The following is an 18,603-nucleotide window of genomic DNA, read 5'->3' on the forward strand; positions in this document are numbered from 1 at the left end:
GATTAAACAATTAAGTTAGCAGGCGAACTAAGTTTATCCAACGCCATTGCCCTGCTATACTGCCCACCCTATATTCGTTGTTTTGAGTTTTTAAATGAGCGCTTCGGCTTCTTCTTTTAATACCCGTATTTTATTGCCTTTATTAGCCAGTATTGTGGCAATCACGCCTTTAGCCATCGATATGTACTTACCGGCTATGCTGGTAATTGCCAACGATCTCAATACTAGCATGCCAAATGTTCAAATCTCGTTGAGTATCTATTTAGCAGGTTATGCACTGGGCATGTTGTTTTTTGGCCCTATAGCCGATCAAATTGGCAGGCGTAAACTAGCGCGAATAGGACTCAGTTTATTTGGCTTAAGTTCACTCGCATTGGCATTTACCACTGAAGTGCATACTTTTTGGGTGCTACGGGCTGTACAGGCATTTACTGGGGCAGCTGCCACGGTTGTGGTTCCGGGGATAATAAGGCACATATATCAAAAAAATACTGCTAAGGGTATGTCGTACGTGTCTATGATCATGATGATAGCCCCATTACTTGCCCCCTCTATTGGCTCTGTTATTTTAGGCTTTTCAGTTTGGTCGACTATTTTTATTGTTTTAGCGGCTTATAGTTTTATAATTTTACTTTTTGTGCAGCGTTACTTAATTGATATCCCGATATTTAAAAATGATCGAAAAGGGTTAGCGCTATTCTTTTCAAGTTACAAAGTAGTATTAAGTAACCCACATGCTCGCGCTGATATTTTAAGCTCGATGTTTGTGTCGTTTGGCTTTTTTTGCTTTTTAACCTCGGTGCCTTATATCTATCTCGACTTATTTAAAGTATCAGAACAATTGTTTGGCCTGCTATTCGCTTTTAATGTAATGGCGCTGATGTTTGGTAACTTTTTAAACACTCGCGTTGTACCGCGTATTGGCTCTCGTAAAATGCTTTATTACGGCTTAGTGTGTGGTTTTATCTCAGGTGCGGCATTATTGAGCTTTAGTGCATTACATTTGTCGCTTTACTTTATTGTGGCTGCAATTGCTCCTTTAATGATGAGCTTAGGTATTATAGCCAGTAATGCAGACTCTTTAATTTTAATGAAGTTTGAACAAAACACAGGAACTGCAACCGCAGTTATTGGCACACTGCGTTTTGGAAGTGGTGCATTAGTAGGCCCTATATTAGCTATTCTGCACGCACAAAGTGCCGTTCCATTTTCTAGTTTAATGTTTAGCGCGGTGGTACTCACAATACTGGTGCAGTTAATACATTACTTTACGGACAAAAAAAATGCCTCGTAATGGGGCATTTTTTAAATCATAGTCTTAATTAAGCGTCAGCGGCTTTAGATACCATTACCATTGCAGGGCGTAATAAACGACCATTTAACGTGTAGCCTTTTTGCATTACTGCTAAAACAGTATTTGGGCTTACATCGTTGCTTGGTTGAATTGACATTGCTTGATGAAAATCTGGATTAAACTGTTCACCTTGTGGATTTACAATTTCAACGCCAAATTTAGCCACCGCATCGTTAAAGCTTTTCACTGTCATATCAATGCCTTCTAGTAAAGGCTTAAGCGTTTCATTTTCTTTATCAGAAAACTCAATAGCACGCTCTAAGTTGTCAATAACAGGGAGTAATTCATTAGCAAATTTTTCTAGTGCAAATTTGTGTGCTTTTTCTACATCTTGTGCAGCGCGACGGCGCATATTGTCCACATCTGCAGCAGCGCGAACTACACTATCTTTTTGATCTGCAATAGTTTGTTTTGCAGTTTCAAGCTCAGCATATAACATAGCAATTTCTGCTTCAGGGCTTTGCTCTTGCTCAGCATGTTGTTCTGCTGCTTCAACTGCCGCCTCAACGTCGGCTTCCATTTGCGCCACTTCTTCGTTCAGTTCTACTTCTTGCTCTGGGTTTTGTGTCTGCTCAGACATAAAATATATGCTCCAATTCTTTACAACTGCGGTAATTATGGGGATTGAATAAAAAGATTCAAGAGCTCAATGGCTCTAATAATTTAAATTCTTGGATTATTTTCTCTAATTGCGCTGATTTTGGACAAATAACACAAAAACGACTTTGATATTCTTGGTTTTGAAAGTACGGCACACTGATCACAATGAGATCATCGCAGCTACTAAACGGTAAGTTTTCAGCACTGAGAATAGAGACCCCATTTTTAAATGCGAGTTTATCTTCAACAAAATTCAAAAATGACACACCGATATTGAGGCTTTGCTCACAATCTATTTTTTTATAAAGGTAGTTTTCGCCCACCACTATACTGTTATCTGAGCCTAACTTTTGACTTAGTTCACGCGTCCATTGAGTTAAAGAGTCATGACAATTGCGCGGTGCCGTATTCGACATTGCCTGCATTCGATAAAGCCCTTCAATTAAAGATTGTTGGCTAAAAACCGTATTAAGCCAAGTTGCAAACTCGTATCGTTGGTTATCACTAGGATCGTGAGGCTTATTAATGCAAATATTGTGGCTCTGCCCTGCTCTGTCTAATAACAATACAAGCCAGTTATTTGCATCGAAGTCGAGCACTTCTACTCTAAATACTTGCTGCGTTCTAACTTGCGGTAACCCCACACAACAACATACTTGGTAACGTTGGCTCAAACCATGCGCCAGCTCAACCAATTGTGCTTGTTCAGGTTGCCAATAATTAGCAATATCATTGAGTGTAAAAAACTCATCAAACCAATAGTCAAATCCATCATTGGTAGGCACACGGCCAGCAGATGTATGCGGTGAATACAACAAGCCTATTTTTTCTAGACGTGCCATTGCGTTACGCACAGTAGCAGAACAGACCGCCATACCTTTTTGCTTTGCAATTTTTGTTGACGGCACAGGTAAGCCATCGCCGTTACAGTACATACTCATAACAGCGGCAAATATTTGCTGATCTCGTGGATTTAGTTTCATGTTATCTACATCTTTATGCATGACTGTTATATCGGGGCTAGGTATTATTATTTCAAGTATAAAAAATACAATAAATCTAAATTTTACAGTGAATTAATTAAATCCGCTGGGTATTACTAAAATCCATGTTTTCAAACACTTCTGTTTTAGGTTACTCTACAAATATTAGAACTTTCAGTGTATTTATTATGGACTCTCCCTTTAATACTATCGGCTTGATCGGTAAGCCAAATCACCCTAATGCAGCCGCTACTCTACAACGATTACATACGTTTTTATTAGCTTTAGGCTTTGAGGTGATTGTTGAAAAACGTACAGGGAGCCAACTTAGTGATGTACCGAGCGACAAACTCGTAAAGCTCGTTGATTTAGGCGAGCGTGCCGACTTAGCGATTGTGGTCGGGGGCGATGGCAACATGCTTGGTGCTGCACGGGTTCTCGCCCGCTTTGATATAGCCGTAATTGGTGTAAATAGAGGTAATTTAGGCTTTTTAACCGATTTAAATCCAGAAGGATTTGAGGGCAGTTTAGAGCAGGTACTCAGCGGCGATTACATTGAAGAAAAACGTTTTCTATTAGAAGTTGAAGTGTATCGACATAACGAACTTAAAAGCGCTAATTCTGCCGTAAACGAAGCAGTGCTCCATGCTGATAAAGTAGCACACATGATTGAGTTTGAAGCTTTTATTAACGATGATTTTGTATTTTCACAACGCTCCGATGGATTAATTGTATCAACACCAACAGGGTCAACGGCCTATTCTTTATCGGGCGGTGGGCCTATTTTAACACCGGAGCTCAATGCAATGTCACTGGTTCCGATGTTTCCACATACTTTATCAAGCCGCCCTTTGGTGGTTGATGCTGATAATGAAGTGCGTTTAAAACTTAGTTTAGAGAATACGGATAGCTTACAGGTAAGCTGTGACAGTCATGTTGTACTTGCCGTATTACCTGGTGATGAAGTCGTTATACGCAAAGCAGATAAAAAATTACGCTTAATTCACCCAAAAAATTACTCTTATTATAATGTGCTACGTAAGAAGCTTAATTGGGGTAGCCGTTTATATTAATGTTATTGCCAAACATGCAACTTTAGCGCAAAATACTGGGCTAGATTTTTTAAACACCATCAGGAAAAAGTAGTAATGACTTATGTAGTATTTCTTGCTTTATTATTATTAATTACTTTACTTGGCAGTTACTTGCTAATTGAGAGTAATCGTAAAAAAACCATTGAAGCAAAGAAAAAGCTGTTTAACGAGCGCGTGGCAAGTACTCAATCACGTTTAAAAATAAAACTAAACGAGTTACTTGATGCAAAAGTCATCAGTGCTAAACACCTCCCTCGAATTCAAGCCGTTGTAAGTAACTTTTTTGTGGTACAGGCACATACCGATGAAAATTTAGTTAAGTTGGAGTCGTTATGTGACCAACTTATTAATATACTCACCGAAGAGCTTATAAAAACCTACAAAAATAACAATAGCCAAGCATTTGCCGATAGCACTCAATATTTTATAGCTGAGTTGCCAGCTCAAGGTATTTTATACAATAAAAACTTTTACCAAGAAGTCCTTCCTACGCTAATTTTAAAGTTAAAAACTGAAGATATTATACAACCAGTTGATAATATTGATCTTAATGCTGAACTCCTCCCTATTGATGAAGAAAAAAAAACACTAACTGAGTCGAGCATTGCTTAAAATGTAGAAATTTAATTTGCAAAAAACCAAAACACTGTATAAATTAACAGTTAATTCACTGGATGGATGAACAGTATGTTAATTGGTTTAGAAATTAAAAATTTTGCAATCGTAAGTAATTTAAGCACAGAATGGCATTCGGGTATGACCGCTATTACCGGTGAAACGGGTGCGGGTAAATCAATTGCTATTGATGCTTTGTCACTGTGCCTTGGAGAGCGAGCAGAAGCGTCTGCTGTGCGCCCAGGCACTGATAAAGCAGAGGTAAGTGCGCAATTTGATTTAACCAACTTGCCATACGCTCATGCCTTTTTAGAAGATAACATGCTAAATAATGACGATAACGAATGTTTGCTTCGTCGAGTTGTTTGCAAAAATGGCCGCAGTAAAAGCTATATTAATGGTAGCCCTGTTACCGCCGCACAGCTAAAAGAGTTAGGTCAATATTTAATTTCTATACACGGTCAACATGCTCATCAGCATCTATTGAAAGCAGAGCACCAATTACAGCTACTTGATGCTTACGCAGGCCATCATAATCTTGTTAATGCTGTAAGCCAACGCTATAAACGTTATGCTGACTTACAAAAAGAATTTAAGCAGTTGGAACATCAGCAGCAGCAACAAGCTGCGCAAAAACAGTTATTAGAATATCAGGTGGCGGAGCTTGATGAATTTGCCTTACAAGCGGATGAATTTGAACAAATAGAAGCTGAGCATTATAAGCTCAGTAACAGCCAAACTATTTTGCAAGCTTGTCAGCGCGAGCTACAACATTTATACGAAAGTGATGAGCAAAATGCATGCTCTCTTTTACAACACAGTGCACAGCAATTTAATGAGCTTGCGCACTATGATGAAAGCTTAGCCAGTGTAGCTGCATTACTAACTGAAGCCGCTGTTCAAGTTGAAGAAGCAAGCCGAGAAGTACGTAATTACACTGAACAAGCCGACTTAGATCCTGCTCGCTTAACCGAAGTAGAAAACAGGCTCAGTGGCGCTATGGATTTGGCAAGAAAACACCATATAAAGCCACAAGAGCTAGTGGAATTTCATCAATCTATAACACAAGAGCTAGACTCAATCAGCAGTAACAGCTCACGTCTTGAACAGCTTGAAGGGGAAATTGCAGATGCCCTTGAGGATTATCAAACGGCTAGTGAAGAATTAAGCGCCAGTCGTCATCAATACGCCAACACGCTAAATGGCTTGATCAGTGAAAGTATGGCTAATTTATCCATGGAAAATGGCGTATTTGAAATAGCCCTTACAGCGCATACCGATCGCTCTGCAAATAGCTTAGGTTTTGATAATGTATCGTTTTTAGTATCAACTAATCCTGGGCAACCATTGCAACCCTTAGCAAAAGTAGCCTCAGGAGGGGAGCTATCACGAATTAGTTTGGCTATTCAGGTTATTATTGCGCAAAAAGTCACGACCCCTACACTTATATTTGACGAAGTAGATGTCGGTATTTCTGGCCCAACAGCCGCTGCTGTTGGTAAACTACTGCGCCAACTAGGTAAGTCTACGCAAGTAATTTGTGTGACCCATTTACCGCAAGTGGCCAGTAGTGCTCATCAGCAGTTTTTTGTTGCCAAAGAAATCGCAGACGGTGAAACGTTTACGCATATGCTGGCATTGAATAAAGATGGCAGGGTTAATGAGATTGCTCGATTACTGGGTGGTGATAACATTAGCAAAACAGCTAAAGCAAATGCGAAAGAGCTTATAAAAGCGCACGGATAAAGTTAATCGCTTTATAGTGCGTTACCTTGATACGGTGAGGATACCTTAATGCAAACGACGGTCATTTATTTTGGCTTAGCAATTAACTGGCTGCTACTGATAGTCAGTATACTTTTAGCCGTGTTTAGTAAATTTAAACACACACAATTTAAACAAGGCTTATATCGTTTTTTAAATATGGCACTCATAATCCAAGTTGTTATTGCCATTGCGTTAGTTTTTAGCAGTACAGCTATTAGTGGCTTAATAACACTTAGTTGGTTGGTTATTGGCCTACAGCTTGTTTGTAACGTTATCTGCTATAAAAGTGTGAAACGTCGACAAGCCAGAGTGAAACCGAGCCTTGATCACTTCTCGATGGATTAACTAACAGCACGTTTAAAAATGCCCGCAATCTATGTATAGCGGGCATTTTTATATGTAAAATCTCATAATTGCAAATAGCTAGTTCAAAATCTATGTCCCTTTTATAGACCTTAAACAACGACTATGTGAACCATAAATATTTACCCTTGTTTTTAAAACTAAGAGAATAAAAAAAGCAAACCCGAAGATTTGCTTTTGACTCCATTCTAACAAAAGAATTTTTTACACTTTTAAATAATCCATAATGCCTTCTGCCGCGTTACGACCCTCAAATATAGCGGTAACCACCAAATCTGAACCACGAACAATATCGCCACCAGCAAATATTTTAGGATTGGTAGTTTGATGAGTAAATTCACCTTGCTCGGGTGCATTAATACCGCCCCAGTGGTTAATTTCTACATCGTATTTTTCTAACCAGTCCATTTTATGAGGCTTAAAGCCAAATGCCATAATCACTTGTGTGGCTTCAATAATATGCTCTGATCCGGGGACTTCTTCAGCACGACGACGGCCGTTTTCATCTGCCTCGCCAAGCTGAGTTTTTACCATTTTAACGCCAGCAACTGCGCCTTTATCATTAAGGACAATCCCTTTTGGCTGAACGTTATAAGTAAAAATCACGCCCTCTTCTTTGGCATTTTTTACTTCACGTTTTGAGCCAGGCATGTTTTCTTCATCACGACGGTACGCACAGGTCACCTTTAATGCATTATGACGAATGGAAGTTCGCACACAATCCATTGCAGTATCACCACCACCTAGCACAACGACTTTTTCATTTACCATATCAATACACGCTTGCTTAGACTCATCGTAGCCCATTACGCGGTTGGTGTTACCTATTAAGAAAGGCAGTGCATCATGCACACCCGGCGCATCTTCGTTTTCAAGCCCCGCACGCATACTTTGATAAGTCCCCACTCCCAAAAATACGGCGTCATACTCATTAAGTATTTCATCCATGCTAATGTCTTTACCCACTTCAACATTTAGCTTAAATTCAACACCCATTTCAGTAAATATTTCGCGACGTTTTTGCATTACTTCTTTTTCTAATTTAAAAGAAGGAATACCAAAGGTTAACAGTCCACCAATTTCTGGGTGACGGTCAAATACCACAGGCTTTACGCCATTACGTACTAAAATATCAGCACAGCCTAACCCTGCGGGCCCAGCACCGATAATCGCCACTTTTTTATCTGTCCATGTCACATAGGACATGTCCGGTTTCCAGCCCATTTTGAACGCGGTATCGGTGATGTATTTTTCAATATTACCGATTGTTACCGCACCAAACTCTTCATCTAATGTACATGAGCCTTCACATAAGCGATCTTGTGGGCATACTCGACCACACACTTCTGGCAAACTGTTAGTACGATGCGATAGCTCAGCCGCCTCTAAAATGCGCCCTGTACGGATCAGTTTTAACCATTGTGGAATGTAGTTATGTACTGGGCATTTCCACTCACAATAGGGGTTACCGCAATCAAGACAACGATCTGCCTGTGAATTAACCTGATTTTCTGAAAAGGGTTCATAAATTTCTACGAACGATTTTTTACGTGACGAGATTGGTTTTTTGCGTGGGTCTACACGCTGCACGTCTATAAATTGATATACATTTTCGCTCATACTGCCCCCTTATTGCGCCTGAACTCGAAGTTCGGCGCTACTGCGAGCACGATGCCCGAGTAAACTTTTTACGTCACTTGATTTAGGTTTTACTAATTTGAACATCGGTAAATAAAGTTCAAAATTAGCTAAAATAGTTTCTGCTCTGCATGAGCCTGTTAGTTCTAAATGATCAGCAATTAAGCCGCGTAAATGCTCTTGATGTGAACTCAAATCATCTAAAGTAACCACTTCAACCAACTCTGGGTTAATGCGTTTCTCGAAATCACCTCGTTCATCTAAAATGTAAGCAAAACCACCGGTCATACCTGCACCAAAGTTAACCCCTACATTACCAAGTACACATACCACGCCACCGGTCATATATTCACAACCATTATCACCAACGCCTTCAACCACCGCTTGCACACCCGAGTTACGTACAGCAAAACGCTCACCTGCACACCCTGCTGCAAACAATTTACCGCCAGTTGCACCATATAAACAGGTATTGCCAATGATTGTTGCCTTATGGCTTTCAAATGACGAACCCAGTGGTGGGCGAATAACTAGCTTACCGCCGGCCATCCCTTTACCAACGTAATCGTTAGCATCACCTACTAAAGTCATTTCAAGGCCGCCAGCGTTCCATACACCGAATGACTGACCAGCGGTACCATGAAGCTCAATCACTACGGGATCTGCAGCCATGCCTTGATTACCGTGCTTATCAGCAATATAACCAGAAAGCATAGCGCCAACCGATCTATCGGTATTACATATACGGCTCACTAATGAAATACCGCTTGAGTTATCAATTGCCTCTTGTGCCTTGCCGAGTAAGCTCTCATTTAACTCACCTAAATAGTGCGAGCTATTTGGTGCACTGCAAAACAATGTTTCACCCGTAGGGTTGTTTGGCTGAGCGATAACCGCTGATAAATCTATTTTTTGCTGCTTGGCTGTTTTGCCTTCAATGGCTTCGAGTAAATCTAAGCGACCAATCAAATCGGTTAGGTTTGCAACACCTAAACTTGCCATAATTTCACGCGCTTCTTGAGCTATAAACTTAAAGTAGTTCATCGCCATTTCTGGTAAGCCATGATAGTGCTTTTGACGCAATGTATCGTCTTGAGTTGCTACACCGGTAGCACAGTTATTTAAGTGACAAATTCGTAAGTATTTACAGCCTAACGCCACCATAGGTCCGGTACCAAAACCAAAACTTTCAGCGCCTAAAATGGCTGCTTTGATGATATCAAGCCCGGTTTTTAACCCCCCATCTGTTTGCAGGCGAATACGATGACGAAGGCCATTTTCGACAAGTGCTTGTTGCGTTTCAGCAAGGCCAAGCTCCCATGGGCTGCCTGCATATTTAACCGAGGTTAAGGGACTTGCACCTGTGCCACCATCGTAGCCTGAGATAGTAATTAGATCGGCATACGCTTTTGCAACACCGGTTGCAATTGTTCCTACGCCCGGTTCAGATACCAGTTTTACTGAAATCAGTGCCTTTGGATTTACTTGCTTTAAATCAAAAATAAGCTGGGCTAAATCTTCAATAGAGTAAATATCGTGATGCGGCGGCGGTGAAATTAGTGTCACGCCTGGTACAGAGTAACGAAGCTTAGCAATATAAGGCGTTACTTTTTCACCCGGTAACTGCCCGCCTTCCCCTGGCTTAGCGCCTTGAGCCACTTTTATTTGAATGACATCCGCACTGCGTAAATAATGAGGTGTTACACCAAATCGACCGGAGGCCACTTGTTTAATCCGTGAATTTTTTTCTGTACCGTAACGAAGTTTATCTTCGCCACCTTCGCCAGAATTTGAGCAACCACCTAAACGGTTCATAGCAATGGCTAGTGCTTCATGAGCCTCTGGTGATAATGCACCAATACTCATCGCTGCAGAATCAAAACGTTTATAAAGCTCAGTGGCAGGCTCTACGTCATCAATGCTTATACCCTTTTCTGGCAGTTTTAAAGCCAACATATCGCGCAAAGTCGCGACTGGACGGTTATTAACTAGCTTTGCGTATTCGCTGTAATCACTATACTCGCCGCTACGTACTGCTTTTTGTAACGTTTGAATCACATCAGGGTTGTAAGCATGATACTCGCCGCCGTGAACGTATTTAAATAAACCGCCATGGCTTAATAATTTACGTTTACTAAGCGCCAGTTTATGCAAGCTTTGCTGATCATCATCAAAGTCGCTGAAACACGCCCCTTTTATGCGACTTGCAACGCCCTTAAAACACATCTCAACAATCGCGTCAGATAGACCAACCGCTTCAAACAACATCGAACAACGATATGAAGCCACGGTGCTAATACCCATTTTCGACATGATTTTGTACAAGCCTTTATTAATTGCTTGACGATAAGCCAGTGTCACTTCGCAGTATGACTTATTAATTACCTTGCTATCGCTCATGGCCACAAGTGACTCATACGCTAAATACGGGTAGATTGCGGTTGCACCGAAGCCAAGTAGAACAGCAAATTGATGCGCGTCACGAACGCTACCGGTTTCAATAATGATGTTAGACTCACAGCGTAAGTTATTATCTACCAAGCGTTTTTGTACCGCACCCACCGCCATAGCTGCAGGAATAGGTAATTGATTGTCATCAAAGTTACGATCCGTTAATACCAGCATAATGCAGCCTGATGCTGCTTTTTCTTGTGCTTCATCACAAACACGCTTAACGGCGTTTTCAAGTCCTTCTTCTATGGTGTAAGTAATGTCAATCTTACAGTAACTGTAGTGTGCTTCATCGGCATTGAGTAGCTGCTGCATGTCAGCATACATTAAAATAGGGGTATCAAATTGCAGGCGTTTAGCATGCCCTGTAGTTTCATTAAATACGTTTTGTTCACTGCCAATACACGTTGCCAACGACATTACATGATTTTCACGTAACGGATCGATTGGCGGATTAGTCACTTGGGCAAACTTCTGGCGGAAATAATCGTAAAGTGAACGATGCCCTTCGCTTAGTACAGCAAACGGCGTATCGTCACCCATTGAACCGGTAGCTTCTTGACCATTTTCACCCATAACACGAATAACACTGTCTAGCTCTTCATTAGTATAGCCAAACATCTTTTGATATTTGGCTAGAGTTGCATCATCGAATGAGCGATTACCTGCATCTTGCTCAGTCAGTGCTTCAAAAGGTGTTAAGCGCTTAACGTTTTCTTCTAACCACGATTTATAGGGGTGGCGTGATTTTAAATCTTGGTCAATTTCATCTGAATGCCAAATTTTTCCGAGTTTGGTATCAATAACGAGTAGCTCGCCTGGGCCAACACGTCCTTTTTCTACCACCTCGTCAGCGGTGTAATCCCAAATTCCCACCTCAGAAGCTAAAGTAATAAAACCATCTTGAGTAATAATATAACGCGCTGGACGCAAACCATTACGGTCTAGGTTACAGGCTGCAAAGCGCCCATCAGACATAACAATGCCTGCAGGGCCATCCCACGGTTCCATATGCATAGAATTAAAATCATAGAACGCACGTAAGTCGTCATCCATAGCTCGATTTTTTTGCCATGCTGGCGGCACTAGCATGCGCATCGCACGGAATAAATCCATACCACCAGCTAAAAATAGCTCCAGCATATTATCAAGGCTAGATGAGTCAGACCCTGTCTCATTAACAAACGGCGCTGCGCTTTGTAAATCAGGAATAAGTGGCGAAGCAAATTTATAAGAGCGTGCACGTGCCCATTGGCGATTACCTTCAATAGTATTAATTTCACCATTGTGCGCTAAATAACGAAATGGTTGCGCTAAAGGCCAGCGAGGCTGTGTGTTTGTAGAGAAGCGTTGATGAAAAACACAAATAGCACTAGTCATGCGAATATCCGCAAGATCAAGATAAAAATTAGGCAAGTCAGCAGGCATCATTAAGCCTTTATAGATGGTGACTAGCCCAGATAAGCTCGCAATATAAAATGCCTCATCATCCATTAGACGCTTTTCTGCACGACGACGTGCAACATACAAGCGGCGTTCTAAATCTTTAGAACGCCAACCTTCTGGCGCACTAATAAAAATTTGTTCAAAACCTGGCAATTGTTTTAGAGCAATAGGTCCTAACATTGATGGATCAGTTGGAACCACACGCCAGCCCAAAATATTTAGCGTTTCTTTTTCTAGTTCTTCGCTTAAAACATCTTTGGCTGCTTGTGCTAGTACCGGATCAGCATTGAGAAAGATCATCCCAACGGCGTAATTTTTACCTAAATGCCAATTATTCTCGGCAGCAATAGCCCGAAAGAAGCTGTCTGGTTTTTGTAATAACAAGCCACAACCATCACCCGTTTTACCATCAGCAGAAATACCACCGCGATGCTGCATGCGATCTAAACCGGTGATCGCCGTACGAATGAGTCGGTGACTCGCTTGGTTATTAACTTGGGCTATTAAGCCAAAGCCACAATTATCTTTTTCTAGTTTTGAGTCATATAACATGGACTCCTCCCCTTGCTGCGCTGTTAACGTGGATGAACGGCTCGACGATTTGCTAACAGACGATCAAAATTAGCGTTATTCCGCTCTTGAGTCAATATTTTTATGAATACATATTCATTATATTGAATATATTTCAACTTAATTAAAAATCATAAAACGATGCCAAATATTAACATCTGCATGGATATCGAATCGAAAAATAGATTGACACCGGTGTTATTTTTAAAAACTTGTAAACAAAAGACATGCGCAGCGAGCAGTTTACGTAAACGTAAAGCTAGCTAAAGGTGAATAACTATTCACTATATGCCATTTCCTCTTTTGTGCTGTATTAGTAATTCATCTGCACACGACATTTAATTACAGCGGCTTCTATTAGCGCATAGTTTATTCAATGGATTTACACGTTATCCTGATGTTATGCATTAATTAACAACTTGCTTTGCTTTACGTTGAGGTAACCCACCTCCCCCATAGACAAATCAAAAAAGTGCCCGCAGCGGACACTTTTGATGTCTGCGGACATGTAAAACAGAAAGGATAAAGTTAAAAAAACAATAAATTCAATAAGATAAAAATTGACATGTTATTCAAAATACAACATCACATGAAAACTTTAAGGTATTCGAGTGTTTACTATTGGCTTATTTTTAATTTCACTGATCAGTATTTGCTTTGCCAACGGTGTGATTTGTTATTTTAATAAGCATTAGCGTTAAAGCTGCCAGGTAATAAAAGACAGCCAACATAAAATACTCAAGTTATAAAAACTAACCTTTGTAATAAAAGCTGAACCCTGCTTGTTATTTTTATCGACTTAAATGCTTTATACGAATGGCTTGAAATTAAAATCAAAGTGGAGGTGTTAATTGATAAAGTAAGCATACAAATTAAAACTCTTGCTAACTAGCAGTTTACCTTTGATATTGCTGATGATGAGACGTTTTTATAAAATATTATTCGAGCAGCTCACTAAATTAAACTCCGGCTTATCTTTAAAGAGAGTTTATTTAGGGCTTTATAGAATGAGTTTATGCATTCAAAAATTAGAAGCTAAATACAAAAAAAGCTGCAAATTGCAGCTTTTTTTAACCTAAACGCTTATTCAGCGTCTGCAGGTTTATGCTTTGCAGCTGTTTCAGTGATCAACGGTTGTAATTCACCACGTTGAAACATCTCAATGATAATGTCACAGCCACCAATTAACTCACCTTCAACCCAAAGTTGTGGGAAAGTAGGCCAGTTAGCGTAAGCAGGAAGCTCCGCACGAATGTCTGGATTAAGTAAAATATCTACATAAGCAAACGGTTCACCACACGACATTAACGCTTGTGATGCTTGTGAAGAAAAACCACAATTAGGCAGTTTTGGTGATCCTTTCATGTATAAGATGATTGGGTTTTCAGCAATTTGCTGTTTAATTTTATCGATGGTTTCCATTTACAACCTCAAAATGACGATAGCGAACACATTAGGCCTTGAAAAAGTTTCACTGTGGCCTCAGATATATAGATTAAAATAGGCAATTAAAGCCTCAATCTTAAATAGCTTTAGCAATAGCATTGCTGTTTGCTAAAACTTGAGTAAAATACTCAACAATTATAGTAACACTATATTCCTGTTTGGTATAGATAAGTGCCCTGTTTGTGCAGGCATTACGTATTACTAAATAGACTATCAACCAAAAGAAGATGGAGATAAAAAATGGCATTTGAACTACCGTCACTACCGTATGCAATTGATGCACTTGAGCCACATATTTCACAAGAAACGTTAGAGTTTCACCATGGTAAACACCACAACACTTATGTGACTAAACTTAACGGTTTAATTCCAGGCACTGAGTTTGAAGGTAAATCACTTGAAGAAATCGTTTGTTCTTCAGAAGGCGGTGTTTTCAACAACGCTGCTCAAATCTGGAACCACACTTTCTACTGGAACAGCCTATCTCCAAATGGCGGTGGCGCTCCAACAGGTGCAGTTGCTGATGCAATTAACGCGAAATGGGGCTCATTTGACGCATTTAAAGACGCGTTAAACGACAAAGCAGTAAATAACTTTGGTTCAAGCTGGACTTGGTTAGTTAAACTAGCTGATGGTTCACTAGACATCGTTAATACATCTAACGCTGCAACACCGTTAACAGATGCAGGTGTTACTCCAATCCTAACTGTGGATTTATGGGAACACGCATACTACATTGATTACCGTAACGTGCGTCCAGATTACCTTAAAGGTTTCTGGTCACTTGTTAACTGGGAATTCGCGAACGCTAACTTCGCATAATTAGTTTAATACTAGTTTTTAAAAAAGACGCTTAGGCGTCTTTTTTTATGCCTACAATTTGCATTAATCGCGTTTATACGTAGGTTGTTTTATAAAAGCGCATCATGATCATTTTTCATATAAATTTTTAATTTTATTGCACAAAAAATTAAATTCGTGACTAGACTTTAAATAGTGAATACATTTTCCAAGTAGGTTTCGGAGGTCATTATGACTATTTTTGATCACTACCAAGCACGTTATGAATCAACACAAGAAGAAGAGTACAGTGTTGCTGAATTTCTAGAAATTTGTAAAACCGATAAGTCTGCTTATGCCAGTGCATCTGAAAGATTACTGATGGCCATTGGCGAGCCTAAAATGGTAGATACTGCTACCGATACTCGCTTAAGTCGCTTATTTTCGAACCGTGTTGTTGCACGTTACCCCGCATTTGCCGATTTTTATGGCATGGAAGACGCTATTGAACAAATTGTGTCTTATTTAAAACATGCTGCGCAAGGCTTAGAAGAGTGTAAACAAGTGCTTTATTTACTTGGCCCTGTTGGTGGCGGTAAGTCATCGATTGCTGAAAAATTAAAGTATTTAATGCAACAAGTGCCTATATACTCAATTAAAGGCTCTCCTGTTAATGACCATCCATTGGCATTATTTGACCCCATTGAAGATGCAAACCTGCTCGAAAAAGAATACGGAATTAAGTCTCGCTACCTGAAAACGGTAATGTCGCCATGGGCTGCAAAACGCTTACAAGAATTCAACGGTGATATTAGTCAGTTTAGAGTGGTAAAACGCTTCCCATCAATTTTAAATCAAGTGGCAATTGCCAAAACAGAACCTGGTGACGAAAACAACCAAGATATTTCTGCTCTTGTAGGTAAAGTAGATATTCGCCAGCTAGAACATTTTGCACAAAATGATCCTGATGCGTATGCCTATTCAGGCGCATTATGTTTAGCTAACCAAGGCCTAATGGAATTTGTGGAAATGTTTAAAGCACCGATAAAAGTGTTACATCCGCTTTTAACAGCTACCCAAGAAGGCAACTATAATGGCACAGAAGGCATAAGTGCCTTGCCATTTAGCGGCATGATACTCGCCCACTCCAACGAGTCAGAATGGCAAACCTTTAAAAACAATAAAAACAACGAAGCTTTTTTAGATCGTGTCTATATTGTTAAAGTCCCATATTGCTTAAGAGTAACTGAGGAAATTAAAATTTACGATAAGCTGATTGAGCACAGTGAATTATACAACGCTCCATGTGCGCCAGGAACACTTAAAATTTTAGCGCAGTTTACCACCCTATCACGATTAAAAGAGCCAGAGAATTCTAGCATTTACTCTAAAATGCGGGTCTACGATGGTGAAACACTCAAAGACACCGATCCAAAAGCTAAGTCGTATCAAGAATACCGTGATTACGCAGGAGTAGATGAGGGCATGACAGGTCTTTCAACCCGTTTTGCGTTTAAAATTTTATCCCGCGTATTCAACTTTGACACCACCGAAGTGGCCGCCAACCCTGTACATTTGTTTTATGTGCTTGAGCAACAAATTGAACGTGAACAATTTAGCGCTGAGGTTGAAGAGCGCTATTTAAGCTTTTTAAAAGGCTATTTAATCCCACAATATGTTGAGTTTATAGGTAAAGAGCTTCAAACCGCCTATCTAGAGTCATACTCAGAATACGGACAAAATATATTTGATCGCTATGTAATTTATGCTGATTTTTGGATTCAAGATCAAGAATACCGAGATCCTGATACCGGCCAACTATTTGACCGTGATGCGCTTAATGCTGAGCTCGAAAAAATTGAGAAACCTGCGGGCATCTCTAATCCTAAAGACTTTAGGAATGAGATTGTTAACTTTGTACTGCGTGCTCGCGCTCACAATAATGGTAAAAATCCGCTGTGGACGAGTTATGAAAAACTACGCACTGTTATTGAGAAAAAAATGTTCTCAAACACAGAGGACTTACTCCCAGTCATTTCATTTAATGCTAAAACGTCAGCTGAAGATCAGCAAAAGCATGAAGACTTTGTTAACCGTATGGTTGAAAAAGGCTATACCCAAAAACAAGTGCGCTTACTATCTGAGTGGTATTTACGGGTTAGAAAATCGCAATAACCTTCATAATTGCAGTTTTTAGGAGGTCATTATGGCGCATTTTATCGACAGGCGTTTAAATGGCAAAAATAAAAGTACGGTTAATCGCCAGCGTTTTATAAGGCGTTATAAAAAGCAAATTAAAGAAGCGGTGTCTGATGCGATAAACAAACGCAGCGTCACCGACTCTAGCTCTGGGGAGAGTATATCTATTCCGCAGCGTGATATTAGTGAGCCTACTTTTCATCAAGGCAAAGGTGGAAATAGAGAGCAAATACATCCAGGTAACGATCAGTTCTCTACTGGGGATAAAATAGAGCGACCTAAAGGTGGACAAGGCGGTGGTGCGGGCGAAGGCGAAGCGAGTGACTCTGGCGAAGGCCAAGATGATTTTGTTTTCTCTATTTCTAAAGATGAATACCTTGATTTGTTATTTGAAGACTTAGCGCTTCCTAATTTACAAGAGAACCAGCTCGATAAGCTCGTACAGATGAAAACGCATCGTGCTGGGTTTTGTAGTGATGGTATGCCCAGTAATATTGACGTAGTGCGTTCATTACAAGGCTCTTTAGCTCGTAGAATTGCAATGACCGCAGGAAAAAAGCGCCGCCTTAGTGAACTTGAAGGACAACTCGCATTGCTACTTGAGCAACCGCACTGCGACAAAGCTGCCGTGGCATTATTGCAAAAAGAAATCGACATACTCAAACAGCAAATTAAAACGGTGCCGTTTATTGATAACTATGATTTACGTTTTCGTAACTACAATAAGCAGCCGCACCCAACCAGTAAAGCGGTGATGTTTTGTATTATGGATGTATCTGGTTCAATGGATCAGGCCACCAAAGATATGGCTAAACGCTTTTATATTTTGCTTTATCAGTTTTTAACTCGCAGTTATAAAGACATTGAGGTTGTATACATTCGCCACCATACCCAAGCAAAAGAAGTTGATGAACAGGAATTTTTTTACTCTCAAGAAACAGGCGGTACTATCGTTTCAAGTGCACTTAAGCTGATGAACGAAATAATAGCAGAGCGCTATAATGCTGATGAATGGAATATATACGCCGCGCAGGCATCCGATGGCGATAATTGGGCAGATGACACCCCACAATGCGGGCATATTTTGCGAAACAAACTATTAAGCGCAGTGCGATATTTTGCTTATATAGAAATTACCACCCGCGCCCATCAGAGCTTATGGCGCGAGTATCAAAACATTAGCCAAACTCACAGTAATTTTGCCATCCAACATATTCAAGGTGTTGAAGACATTTACCCTATATTTAGGGAGCTATTTAAAAAAGGCCGTCAACAGCAAGGGGCTGCATAGCCAAAG

General features: G+C 40.2%; 13 protein-coding genes. 8 read left to right on the top strand and 5 right to left on the bottom strand.

The window, feature by feature from the left end:
* Positions 1-94 precede the first annotated feature (94 nt).
* The gene (locus B1F84_RS08650; protein ID WP_131691186.1) at positions 95-1,294 is read left to right on the top strand and encodes a Bcr/CflA family efflux MFS transporter; all 1,200 of its coding nucleotides are present in this window, start codon (positions 95-97) and stop codon (positions 1,292-1,294) included.
* A 28-nt stretch (positions 1,295-1,322) separates the two neighbouring features.
* On the opposite strand, the gene grpE is transcribed toward B1F84_RS08650, so the two are convergent.
* Positions 1,323-1,934 carry a nucleotide exchange factor GrpE gene (grpE, locus tag B1F84_RS08655; RefSeq protein ID WP_131691187.1) on the bottom strand — a complete coding sequence of 204 codons (612 nt, stop codon included), beginning with the start codon at positions 1,932-1,934 and terminating at the stop codon, positions 1,323-1,325.
* A 58-nt stretch (positions 1,935-1,992) separates the two neighbouring features.
* Entirely contained in the window at positions 1,993-2,958 is a 966-nt protein-coding gene (locus tag B1F84_RS08660) for an HrcA family transcriptional regulator (RefSeq protein WP_131691188.1), read from the bottom strand.
* Positions 2,959-3,125: 167 nt separating this feature from the next.
* Here B1F84_RS08660 and nadK point away from each other — a divergent pair, with 167 nt between their 5' ends.
* The 4 genes from nadK (at position 3,126) to B1F84_RS08680 (ending at position 6,758) form a co-directional block, all read left to right on the top strand.
* Entirely contained in the window at positions 3,126-4,010 is an 885-nt protein-coding gene (nadK, locus tag B1F84_RS08665) for an NAD(+) kinase (RefSeq protein WP_008464501.1), read from the top strand.
* Between the two features lie 75 nt (positions 4,011-4,085).
* Positions 4,086-4,643: a hypothetical protein gene (locus B1F84_RS08670; RefSeq protein ID WP_131691189.1), complete on the top strand. Its 558-nt coding sequence runs from the start codon at positions 4,086-4,088 to the stop codon at positions 4,641-4,643.
* A gap of 75 nt (positions 4,644-4,718) precedes the next feature.
* Positions 4,719-6,392, top strand: coding sequence for a DNA repair protein RecN (gene recN, locus B1F84_RS08675; protein WP_131691190.1), 1,674 nt, complete (start codon positions 4,719-4,721; stop codon positions 6,390-6,392).
* 48 nt (positions 6,393-6,440) lie between these two features.
* On the top strand, positions 6,441-6,758 hold the full coding sequence (locus B1F84_RS08680) for a hypothetical protein (RefSeq protein ID WP_131691191.1): 318 nt from the start codon (positions 6,441-6,443) through the stop codon (positions 6,756-6,758).
* Between the two features lie 222 nt (positions 6,759-6,980).
* Here the strand turns inward: B1F84_RS08680 and B1F84_RS08685 are convergent, their stop codons facing one another.
* From B1F84_RS08685 to B1F84_RS08695, 3 genes are all read right to left on the bottom strand, one after another.
* Positions 6,981-8,396 (bottom strand): FAD-dependent oxidoreductase, encoded by a 1,416-nt coding sequence (locus B1F84_RS08685; protein ID WP_131691192.1) that lies wholly within the window; start codon positions 8,394-8,396, stop codon positions 6,981-6,983.
* A 9-nt stretch (positions 8,397-8,405) separates the two neighbouring features.
* Positions 8,406-12,863, bottom strand: a complete 4,458-nt coding sequence (gene gltB, locus B1F84_RS08690) for a glutamate synthase large subunit (RefSeq protein ID WP_131691193.1) — start codon at positions 12,861-12,863, stop codon at positions 8,406-8,408.
* A 1,101-nt stretch (positions 12,864-13,964) separates the two neighbouring features.
* Positions 13,965-14,303: a Grx4 family monothiol glutaredoxin gene (locus B1F84_RS08695; RefSeq protein WP_008113155.1), complete on the bottom strand. Its 339-nt coding sequence runs from the start codon at positions 14,301-14,303 to the stop codon at positions 13,965-13,967.
* A gap of 264 nt (positions 14,304-14,567) precedes the next feature.
* Here B1F84_RS08695 and B1F84_RS08700 point away from each other — a divergent pair, with 264 nt between their 5' ends.
* From B1F84_RS08700 to B1F84_RS08710, 3 genes are all read left to right on the top strand, one after another.
* Entirely contained in the window at positions 14,568-15,149 is a 582-nt protein-coding gene (locus tag B1F84_RS08700) for a Fe-Mn family superoxide dismutase (RefSeq protein ID WP_008113157.1), read from the top strand.
* A gap of 210 nt (positions 15,150-15,359) precedes the next feature.
* The gene (locus B1F84_RS08705) at positions 15,360-17,282 is read left to right on the top strand and encodes a PrkA family serine protein kinase (RefSeq protein ID WP_131691194.1); all 1,923 of its coding nucleotides are present in this window, start codon (positions 15,360-15,362) and stop codon (positions 17,280-17,282) included.
* A 31-nt stretch (positions 17,283-17,313) separates the two neighbouring features.
* Positions 17,314-18,597, top strand: a complete 1,284-nt coding sequence (locus B1F84_RS08710) for a YeaH/YhbH family protein (RefSeq protein ID WP_008464498.1) — start codon at positions 17,314-17,316, stop codon at positions 18,595-18,597.
* Positions 18,598-18,603 lie beyond the last annotated feature (6 nt).

The sequence above is a fragment of the Pseudoalteromonas sp. DL-6 genome (assembly GCF_004328665.1).
Taxonomy (GTDB): Bacteria; Pseudomonadota; Gammaproteobacteria; order Enterobacterales; family Alteromonadaceae; genus Pseudoalteromonas.